The organism is Mesorhizobium norvegicum, assembly GCF_004919685.1.
In the GTDB taxonomy this organism is placed as follows: Bacteria; Pseudomonadota; Alphaproteobacteria; order Rhizobiales; family Rhizobiaceae; genus Mesorhizobium; species Mesorhizobium norvegicum.
The window spans coordinates 18830-28057 of record NZ_SMYZ01000134.1 but is presented as its reverse complement, the minus strand read 5'-3'; the positions used below and the strand labels follow the sequence as shown (position 1 = coordinate 28057).

At 64.6% G+C, this 9228-nt stretch carries 7 protein-coding genes; 1 reads left to right on the top strand and 6 read right to left on the bottom strand.

The window, feature by feature from the left end; genetic code table 11:
• Positions 1-56: 56 nt before the first annotated feature.
• Both ligD and FCU66_RS38065 read right to left on the bottom strand, forming a co-directional pair.
• On the bottom strand, positions 57-2558 hold the full coding sequence (gene ligD, locus FCU66_RS38070) for a DNA ligase D (protein ID WP_136621918.1): 2502 nt from the start codon (positions 2556-2558) through the stop codon (positions 57-59).
• 122 nt (positions 2559-2680) lie between these two features.
• The gene (locus FCU66_RS38065) at positions 2681-2905 is read right to left on the bottom strand and encodes a hypothetical protein (protein ID WP_136621917.1); all 225 of its coding nucleotides are present in this window, start codon (positions 2903-2905) and stop codon (positions 2681-2683) included.
• Between the two features lie 369 nt (positions 2906-3274).
• On the opposite strand from FCU66_RS38065, the gene FCU66_RS38060 reads away from it, so the two are divergent.
• Positions 3275-3580 (top strand): EthD family reductase, encoded by a 306-nt coding sequence (locus tag FCU66_RS38060; RefSeq protein WP_246094192.1) that lies wholly within the window; start codon positions 3275-3277, stop codon positions 3578-3580.
• Between the two features lie 420 nt (positions 3581-4000).
• Here FCU66_RS38060 and FCU66_RS38055 read toward each other — a convergent pair whose 3' ends face one another.
• Genes FCU66_RS38055 through FCU66_RS38040 form a run of 4 tightly spaced genes read right to left on the bottom strand, consistent with a single transcriptional unit; the run spans position 4001 to position 8948 of the window.
• Positions 4001-5203 (bottom strand): GNAT family N-acetyltransferase, encoded by a 1203-nt coding sequence (locus FCU66_RS38055; RefSeq protein ID WP_136621939.1) that lies wholly within the window; start codon positions 5201-5203, stop codon positions 4001-4003.
• A 27-nt stretch (positions 5204-5230) separates the two neighbouring features.
• Positions 5231-6460 carry a GNAT family N-acetyltransferase gene (locus tag FCU66_RS38050; RefSeq protein WP_136621915.1) on the bottom strand — a complete coding sequence of 410 codons (1230 nt, stop codon included), beginning with the start codon at positions 6458-6460 and terminating at the stop codon, positions 5231-5233.
• 14 nt (positions 6461-6474) lie between these two features.
• Positions 6475-7782 (bottom strand): polysaccharide biosynthesis protein, encoded by a 1308-nt coding sequence (locus FCU66_RS38045; RefSeq protein WP_136621914.1) that lies wholly within the window; start codon positions 7780-7782, stop codon positions 6475-6477.
• On the bottom strand, positions 7779-8948 hold the full coding sequence (locus FCU66_RS38040; RefSeq protein ID WP_136621913.1) for a glycosyltransferase: 1170 nt from the start codon (positions 8946-8948) through the stop codon (positions 7779-7781). Before FCU66_RS38040 ends, FCU66_RS38045 begins: the two co-directional genes overlap by 4 nt.
• Between the last annotated feature and the right edge of the window lie 280 nt (positions 8949-9228).

Genomic DNA, 9228 nt, shown 5'->3' with positions numbered 1-9228 from the left:
CAGAGGGGGGTGTGACGGATCGCAACGCTTCCGATCTGCGCTCCTAGCCGGCAGCGCTACATCGCCCCCGCGAACACCGGCAAATCCCGCGCGAACTCGTCAATCTCCGCCCACGGATCACCCGACGTCGCCAACAGCCCCGGCAGCGAGGAATAGTTCAGATCCTGCGGCGCATCGATTGTTTCCAGATCCGCCCAGCTCACCGGTGTCGAGGCCGGCAGGTTGGTGCGGGCGCGCAGCGAGTAAGGTGCTGCCGAGGTGTGGCCGCGCGCATTGCGGTGATAGTCGATGAAGATGCGCTTCTTGCGATTGTCCTTGCCCATGGTGGTGGTGAAGGTGTCGGGCGCGGTTGCCGCCAGATGCGTGGCGATGGCGCTGGTCGCCTGGTGCAGCTTCTTCCAGTTCTGCTTGCGCGTCACCGGCACCGTTATGTGGATGCCGCTGCCGCCGGACGTCTTGGCGAAGGGCACCAGCCCCAGCCCTTCCAGTTCACCCTTGATGTGCACCGCCGCCTCGACCACCTCGCGCCAGGAAATCCCCTCGCCCGGGTCGAGGTCGAAGACGATCTGGTCAGGTCTGTCGAGGCTGGTGCGGTGGGTGCCCCAGGTGTGGAACTCGACGACACCGAACTGCGCCAGCGCCAGATACCCTTTCGCCCCTTCGACCGAGAGGTAGGACTTGGTCTCGCCCTCGGAATTGGTCGCCTCGAACGTCACCACCGAAGGCGGCATGCCGGTGAAGGCATGGCGCTGGAAGAAACAGTCCTTCGGCAGGCCGGTCGGGCAGCGCACCAGCGACACTGGCCGGCCGAGAATGTGCGGCAGCATGAAGTCGCCGACCAGCGCGTAGTAGACGGCAATGTCGAGTTTGGTCGGGCCGGTCTTGCCGAACAGCCGCCGCGTCGGATTGGTCACCCAGATGGTGGCCAGATCAGCCTCCGAGATCAGCCGCTTGCGCTTGGCCGAGACCGGCGTCGACAGGCCGACATCGCGCAGGCCGCGAAACACCGCGTGGCGCAGCGCATTGTCCGCCGTGCGGTTGGCGTAGTGGATGCGGGCCGAGAGCAGCGGCTTGACCCAGTTCATCTCGCGCATGATTTCGCGCGGCACGCCTTCGGGCGCCGTCGCGCCCGATGTCAGCGGCTCCAGCCGGGCGAGCAGGTCGGCCGCGGTCTCGCTGTCGAAGCCAGTGCCGACCTTGCCGCGATAATGCAGCTCGCCATCCTCGAACTCCGCAAGCCCCAGTGCCGCGAGCCCCTCGGCCGCGTCGGAGACCGTATAGCCGGCGATGACGAAGTCGCCGTTCTTCAGCGCCTTGGTCTTGGTCCAGCTCTTGGTGCGGCCGCTCTGGTAGGTTGCGGTGGCGCGCTTGGAGACGACGCCTTCCAGCCCGAGTTCCGACGCCTGGTCGTAGAGCCCCTGGCCGGAGCCCTCGACATGGTCGGAGAACTGGATGGCGGAATTGGCGCCGAGGCCGGACAGCATTTGTGCCAGCAGCGCCTTGCGCCGGATGAGTGGCGCCTTGGTCAGGTCCCAGCCGTCGAGATAGAGAAGGTCGAAGGCGTAGAAGTGCAGCCTGCTGCCGGCGCCTTCGGCCAGCGCATCCTGCAACAGCGCGAAGCGGCTGATGCCCTGGGCGTCGAGCACGACGATCTCGCCGTCTATGATGGCATCGCGGCACGGCAGCTTGGCGAAGGCATGCGGCAGGTCGCCATAGCGCTTGGTCCAGTCGATGCCGCCACGGGTGATCAGCTTGACCACGCCGTCAGTGAGATGCGCCATGGTGCGGTAGCCGTCGAATTTGATCTCGTGCAGCCAGACCTCGCCCGTACCGCTCTTGGTGTCCTCGCCATCGGGCGGTTTTGGCGCCTGCGTCGCCAGCTGCGGCTCGATGCGGCTGAGTGCCGGGGCCTTGAACGCGCCCGGCAGCGTGCCTGGCTTCAGCGAACCCTGCCTGGGTGCGGGTTTGGCCGCCGGTTTCGCCGGCGCCACCAGCTCCTCGATGCGCAATCCGGATTTGACGCTTTCCGGCCGCGCTGTGAGGATGTCGAGCGCGGTGTCGGCGGCAAGGTCGCGCTCCTTGAACAGCAGCCAGTTTTTCTTCTCAGCATCCTCGCCGGGTTTCGGTTTCAGCCTGGTCAGCATCCAGCCGCCATTGAGCTTGTCGCCGGCCAGCCGGAACTTGAAGGCGCCGGTCTTGAAACTCTTTTCGACGTCGTCCATCGGCGCCCAGGTGCCGGTATCCCAGACGATCATCGGCCCGCCGCCATACTCGCCCTCGGGAATGACGCCCTCGAAGTCGATATATTCGAGCGGATGGTCCTCGGTCTGGACCGCCAGCCTTTTGTCGGCCGGATTGAGCGAAGGCCCGCGCGGTACCGCCCAACTCTTCAAGACATCGCCGACCTGCAGGCGCAGATCATAGTGGTCTGCGGTGGCGTGGTGCTTGTGGACGACGAAGCGGTTGCCGTCGCCGGCAATGAGCCCACCGGCCGGTTCCGGCGTCTTCGAGAATTCGCGCTTGGCGCGATAGGCTTTGAGTTTGGCGGGGGGCGGCATGGCTCAGGCGGCAGCGGCGGTGGCAGGTGCGCCTTCCCAGCGCCGCGTTCCTGCACACCCCCCTCTGTCCTGCCAGCATTTCGGATTTCCCGGCGCGGTACGAACGGATGGAAGTCACGCTCTCAATCGTCGGTGGCCGGCGTCAACTCGAGCTCCGCCGGCGACAGCCCTTGCTGCAGCTGGCTCAACCGGAATTCATCGACCCAATAAGCCTCGCCGTCGACCAGAACGCGGGCCTGGTAGGTGCCGGCCGAAAAACTCTGCGCGGTGATGTAGACCTTGTGGCGGTCGAGCGCCTTGCGCACCGCGGCGCGCTTGGAATTCTGGCCGATGACGGGACTGAACATGACGTTGCCCTCGGTCGCCTGACACGCAACGCGGCCGCTGTCCGCAGCCTGGCGACTGGGCTCAAGGATGACGGAGACGCGATCTCCTGTCAATTTTGGTGCAAACGGCTTGATGTCGTGCGCGGTGGCGCGGTGCCGTCTGCTGCACCTGGGCCATGCAAAACGCCGCCTTGCGGCGGCGGGTTTGATGGGTCGCGATCGTCGCAAGGCGGTGCGCGAAATATCACGAGGGGACGGCGTCATGCTGTCGGTTTTGCGAAAAATCCGCCCCCTTTGTCGAAATCCGCTCCTCGCGAACGACACTGGTGCGGCGCCAACGAACATCGCAGCGCCGATCATGCGAGACAAAGGGAGTACACCGTGGCCAAAATGCTTGTCATCTACAAAACACCGGCCGATCCGGCCGCCTTCGACCGGCACTATTTCGACATCCATCTGCCGCTCGCAAAACAGCTTCCCGGGCTGCGGCGCTATGATGTCAGCAAGCGGCCGATCGTGAACCTGTCGCCAGGCGAGATGCCCTACATCGTCGCGACCCTCTATTTCGACAGCCTGGACGCCATTCGTGCGGCATTTGCCAGCGAGATCGGCAAGGCTTGCGCCGTCGACCGGCGCAAATACGCGCCTGAAGATGACGATGCCATGATGCTGCTTTTCGAGTCGGAAGCGATGTGAAGCGTTGGTTTGCTGGGCAAGGCCACAGGCGCATGAACGCCCCCAACAGGAGCTTGTTCTTGTCGCCGTCCACGATCTCAGGCGATTGAGCAACGTGCCGGTGGATGCTGGAACGGATCGATACGCGGTGTCCCAAAGCTGTTTCGAGATCATACGCTCTGTACCGGGATCAGAGGACAAAAAACCCGCCACCTTGCGGCGGCGGGTTTGATCGTCGAACGGCGGTTTGCCTGTCAGGATTGTGATGGTGGTGGTACCGACCCGGCGTACACCGCTGTGACGTGCGAGAGCTGCTGACGCTTGTTGAGCGTCGGCTTTTCGTAAGTCTTTTTCATTGAAATCCCCAAAGCCCAAATGGCTGGCGGCACGTGAGGCCCTGACCAGGGCTTTGTCAAGCCAGGCGAGGTCGGATAGCTGCCTTCAGTCCTTCAATCGCCGCAAGCGGCTCGTCAGGCTTCGAACGGTCTTGAGCAGCCGCGGATTGGAGCGCACGTAGCGCTCGGTCCGGCTGCGCAGCAAAATGGCGGCGTTCGCAGCCCTGCCCCGCACCGTCATCGGTTCGCAAATCTCGGCCAGAACCGAGCTCGCGGCACCGATATGTTCCTTGTAGCCCTGACTGCCGACCGACAGGTCGAAATAGTCGAACCCCTGTCCGCGCGCCCACATCATCAGCTTGCCCATCGTCGTCAGACCGGGTGAAACATTGGCGACCGCGTTCTGGTCGATGCCGAGCAGGAGGGTGTGAAGCGTGCCTTTTCTGGCCAGCACATAGATGGAGGCGAGCCAGGCTTCACCGGCGCGCAGCCCGAACAGCCGCACCGATCCGTCGGACAGGCCTTGCAGCGCCGCCTGGCGGTAGAAGTCGACGACCGGGGCCTGCGTCAGGAGGTCGAAACGCCCAAGCTCGCGAAAGCGCTTCAGCCGCAGTTCCAGCAGCGTGTCGAAAAGCTCCTCGGTCAGCGCCGGCGTGTCGGCCTCGACCAGAGCGAGGCCGACACGCCGTTCGAAGGCGCGGCACTGCTTGTGGAAGGTCTTGGCGAAGGACGGCTTGCAGATGCGCTTGATGAGCGTCTCCGGTTCGCCATGCAGGACGAGGCCGGAGGTGATCTGGATGGAGTCGCGCGCCACCGAAAGCAGCGCCAGCGGATTGGCCACGCCGTGGATCTGCTGCGGGATTCCCGCGATATGGATGCGATCGGCCGGCGGCAGCACGGCGCGGACCGCCGCCCAGACGGCGTCGGCACTCTGCCTGGTCCACGCTCTCGGATCCGCCAGCAGCGGCACCGAATAGTCGCACACCCGGCAGCTTAGCCATTCGATCACGTGGTGGCCGCGGGCCCGGCGCCGCATCAGCGGCAGCAGCATGGTCGGCGCACCCGTAGCAGTGTCGCTCACCTCGACGACGAGCAGGTCGGCGTCTTTGGGCATCAGCCGCGCGGCGATTCCTTCGACCCAGGCATAGTGCTGATGGGCCGTGCAGACGCCGTCCGCCTGGTGTTGCAGCCAGAGCGGCTTGACGGTCTCAAAGCTGGTGTGCAGCCGCGCCGTATAGCACGCGCCGGCGCCGGCGCTGGCGGCAATCGGGGAAATCGGCCCATCGTCCGTCATCGCAGCCACTTGCATTGCCCGGCCTGCCACGCGCTTGTCCTGTCATTCCGGCCCCCCACGCAAGCGCCGCAAACCCCGCATCAGTCCCTGGATCGTCTTGAGCAGCCGAGGTTTGGAGCGCACGAACACCTCGGTCTTGTTGCGGACCTCGAGGGCGGTGCTCACGGCATTGCCCCGCACCGTAATCCCGTGGCAAAGCTCGCGCAGGACCGAACCCTTGGCGCCCATATGTTCCTTGTAGCTCTGGTTGCCCACCGACAGGTCGAAATAATCGAAACCCTTTTCGCGCGCCCAGCTCATCAACTTGCCCATGATCAGAAGCCCCGGTGAGACGTTGGGCACCGCGCCCTGCTCGATTGATATCAGCAGAGCATGAACAGTGACTTGATGGATCAGCAGATATTGGACCGCGATCAGAACTTCACCGACGCGCAGCCCGAAGAGCCGCACCGATCCATCCGACAGCCCCTCGAGAGCGGCGTTTCGATAGAAGTCGACAGCCGTCCCCTGCGTCAGCAGGTCGAAACGGCCCAATTCGCGAAAGCGGCTGAGCCGCATCCGGACCAGGCTGCCGAAGATGAGCTCCACCAGGGCCGGTGTGTTTGCCTCGACCAGTTCCACGTCGCCGAGCCGTTCGATCCGGCGCCAGTCCTTGTTGAAGGCCTTGACGAAGGATGGCCTGCATAGACGCTTGAGGACGGTTTCCGGGTCGCCGTCGATAGCCAGGCCGAAGCTGGTATGGAGGGAATCGCGTGTGGCCGCGAGCAAGGCCAGCGGGTTGGCGACGCCGCTGATCAATTGCGGAATTCCCGTGATGTTGATGCGGTCCGCCGGCGGCAGCACGGAACGCACCGCGGCCCACGCGGCCTGTGCGGATTGCCTCGTCCATGGGCTCGCATCGGCCAGCAGCGGTGCCGAATAGTCGCAAACGCCACAGCTCAGCCATTCGATCACCCGATGGCGGAAAGCCGGTCGCCGCATCAGCGGCACCAGCATCCGGGGCGCACCCGTCGCGGCGTCGTTCACCTCCACGATGAGCACGTCCGCACCTTTCGGCATCAGTCGTGCGACGATTCCCTCGGCCCACGCATAATGCTGGTGGGCGGTGCACACACCGTCCGCCTCGTAGCGCAGCCAGAGCGGCCTGGCTGCTTCCAGGCTGGTGTGCAATCGCGCCGAATAGGCGTCGTTCGCGGCCACGGTTACGGGTTCGAGGGCCTGCCCTTCGGGCAAGCCGGTCGCCGCAGCACTTTGCACTGCCTGGCCTGCCATATCTTCATCTTCTCCTATCGTTTTGCCGTCGCGAACGTGACCGCCCGCCGCCACGAACCCAACCGGCTGTCGCGCGCCTCATCCGGATGCTCGAGATTCCATATGCGGTGATGCGCGAAATACCATGATGCCGCGAGCACGAAGATCTCGGACACGGCGGAACCCACCAGCGCCCACGGCGGAGACGCAATCGCCAGCAGGATCGCGATCAGCACCAGCCCGACGACCGCACCGCCCAGCGTGGTGAACGCGACGATCCGGAAATCGCCGAGTATCTCAAGCACGATGCGGGGCATGATATAGAGCATGATCGGGACAAAATTCGCGATCACGAAAATCCCGATGAACCAGATCGAAGCGTCCTGGAGGGCCTGGGATTTTATCATCGGCAGGACGAACATGATGGCGCATCCATAGACCAGGCCGCCGAGCCCCATGACGAGCGCCCAGATCTTCGCCTGCGCCCAGACGCGGCCTGTTTCGTTGTTCCGCATCAGCCTGGCAAGATCCGGCTGCGTCATGTTGACGAAAGCAAGACTGATGATGCGCAGCGGGGCAAACAGCACCAGGACCGCCGCCAGCGGCGCGTAGGCGGCAGGCCCGGCAATGCCCGCGACCAGCAGCGCCAGACATTGACCCTGGATGTTGGTGGTGGTCGCGCTGAATGCCGACCAGCGCAGTTGGGGCCAGAGCCCGATATAGCGTCGCCGCGTCGGCATCCGGAAGCTGATGCGAAGTGTGCGCCGAGCCAGCCGGACCAGGACGAAAATGCCGAACACATTTGCCGCGGCAAGTGCATAGAAGACGGTCTGCAGCGGATCCTGGACCTTCCAGATCGTCAGCCCGGTCAGGACGATGCCGGCGATTGTAAAAGCGCCGTCGCTGATGGAAACGACCACCTGCTGGCGACGCGCGAAGAAAGCCGTGCGCATATGGCTGCGCAGCGACCAGGCGCCGACGAAGCAGCCGGCGGCAATTCCGCTTGGATCGCCAAGCAGATGCATCAGAACAGCCGTACCGACGGCCATCAGCAACGCCACGATCAGCGCTGCCGTTCCAAACGCCACGTCATAGGCATCGACGCCGGCGCTGTTGGTGCTTTTGCTCATCCAGATGCTGGCGGGAACGGCGGTGAGCGATCTGATGTAGGACAGGCCGACGCCGCCCATCACCATGCCGATGGCGAAGAGGCCGTAGCCTTGCGCCGACAGCATATGCAACAGCATGATGTTGAGGGCAAAGTGAAAGCCGCTCTGCATCGCCTCGCCGCCGATCATCAGCATGAGGCGTCGAACCAGATGGCTCGGGAACGCAAACTTCACGGCCGTGTCTCCGCTTCGCGGGCAGCCCGCGCCCGGCCCGGCCGCGCCATGGTCGTCTTGAGCTTGTCGGCGGCGATCGCCGTGATCGCAGCGGCCGCGACCGGCTCGCTGAAGATTGCCTCGTAGCGCGCGCGCCCGGCAGCGACAAAACCGCGCCAAGCCTGAGGCTGCAGGATGATCTCCTGTAATTTCGCGGCAAGGGCTGCTGCGTCGCCGGGCGGAACATGCCAGCCGGTCTCGCCGTCGCTGACCACTTCCACCAGCCCGCCGATCGCCGACACCAGCGGCGGCCGGCCATAGGCCATCGCCTCGATGGCGACGCGCCCGAGCGATTCCGGACGCCGCGACGGCACGGCGACGATGTCGGCCCAGCGGTAGTGCTCCGAAGGGTCAGGCACGAAGGGCAAGACGCTGACGCGCCCGGTGAGGCCCATCGTCTCGACCAGTTCGGCCAGCGCACGCTCGCGCTCGGTGCTTTCGAAGGCGCCGCCGACCAGCCGCACCTCGATCCTCGACTGGAGTTCTGCCGGCATCGAGGCGATCGCCTCCAGCAGAACCTCCTGCCCCTTGATCCGGTTGATGCGGCCGAGCAGCAGTACGCGCAACGGGCGCTTGCCGTCATAGGTCGTCGGTTCGACCGCCGCCGGCCCGGCAACACCGTTGTAGACGACATGCGTGCGCGCGGCCTTGGGATCGCCGAAAGCGGCGCGCGTCGCGCGCGAGTTGAAGATCAGATCCGCATGGCTCCAGTGCATCAGGCCGACGAGTATCCTGCGCATGGCGCCTTCGGGGATCTCGTGGATATGCAGGACGGCCTTGTGAGGCAGCAAGCGCGCGGCCAGCGCATAGTCGGCCACGATCGAGGTGTTGACATAGACGAGGTCGCATTCCCTGAGGCGCCGCCACGCCCTGAACACGGCAAGCGGCAATCGCGCCATCTCGACCGTCGCCAGGCGCGCTATGGCCTGGCGCCTCAGCACCCAGAGCGGTTCGAAGACGATCCGGCTGGCATGCGCTTCCAGGATCTGCACGATCGGCCCGCTGCGCGGCAAAACCACCTCGATGTCGGCCGACGGAAACGCGGCGCGCAACGCAGCAACGCTCTCCGCGAAGCTGCGGTCGGAACCATAGAGTTCATAGCCCTGATGAACACAGGCAATCCGCATCTTTGTATCCCGCCAGGTGCTGCTACCATCGCGCTCGACGAGGGTGTGCAGAATCCTTGTCGCAAGAATCATGCCTGGTTCGATATGCCCGGCTATCGGTTCGATATGCCCGACCATCGGCCGCACGACCCTGGCAATGCCTCGTTTCGATACAGCTACGCACAGAAGGGTTGACCGAGAATGAAACAACCACCGGGTTCAACACCGTTTTTTTACAACCCCGCGCGATGATCACCCGCCAGTACGCCGAAAATCGGCGGATGGCACGGAAGTTGCCACC

Excerpts from the sequence above, each read along its gene's own strand:
- ligD (WP_136621918.1), bottom strand. The coding sequence starts at position 2,558 with ATGCCGCCCCCCGCCAAACTCAAAGCCTATCGCGCCAAGCGCGAATTC.
- FCU66_RS38065 (WP_136621917.1), bottom strand. The coding sequence starts at position 2,905 with ATGTTCAGTCCCGTCATCGGCCAGAATTCCAAGCGCGCCGCGGTGCGC.
- FCU66_RS38060 (WP_246094192.1), top strand. The coding sequence starts at position 3,275 with ATGCTTGTCATCTACAAAACACCGGCCGATCCGGCCGCCTTCGACCGG.
- FCU66_RS38055 (WP_136621939.1), bottom strand. The coding sequence starts at position 5,203 with ATGCAAGTGGCTGCGATGACGGACGATGGGCCGATTTCCCCGATTGCC.
- FCU66_RS38050 (WP_136621915.1), bottom strand. The coding sequence starts at position 6,460 with ATGGCAGGCCAGGCAGTGCAAAGTGCTGCGGCGACCGGCTTGCCCGAA.
- FCU66_RS38040 (WP_136621913.1), bottom strand. The coding sequence starts at position 8,948 with ATGCGGATTGCCTGTGTTCATCAGGGCTATGAACTCTATGGTTCCGAC.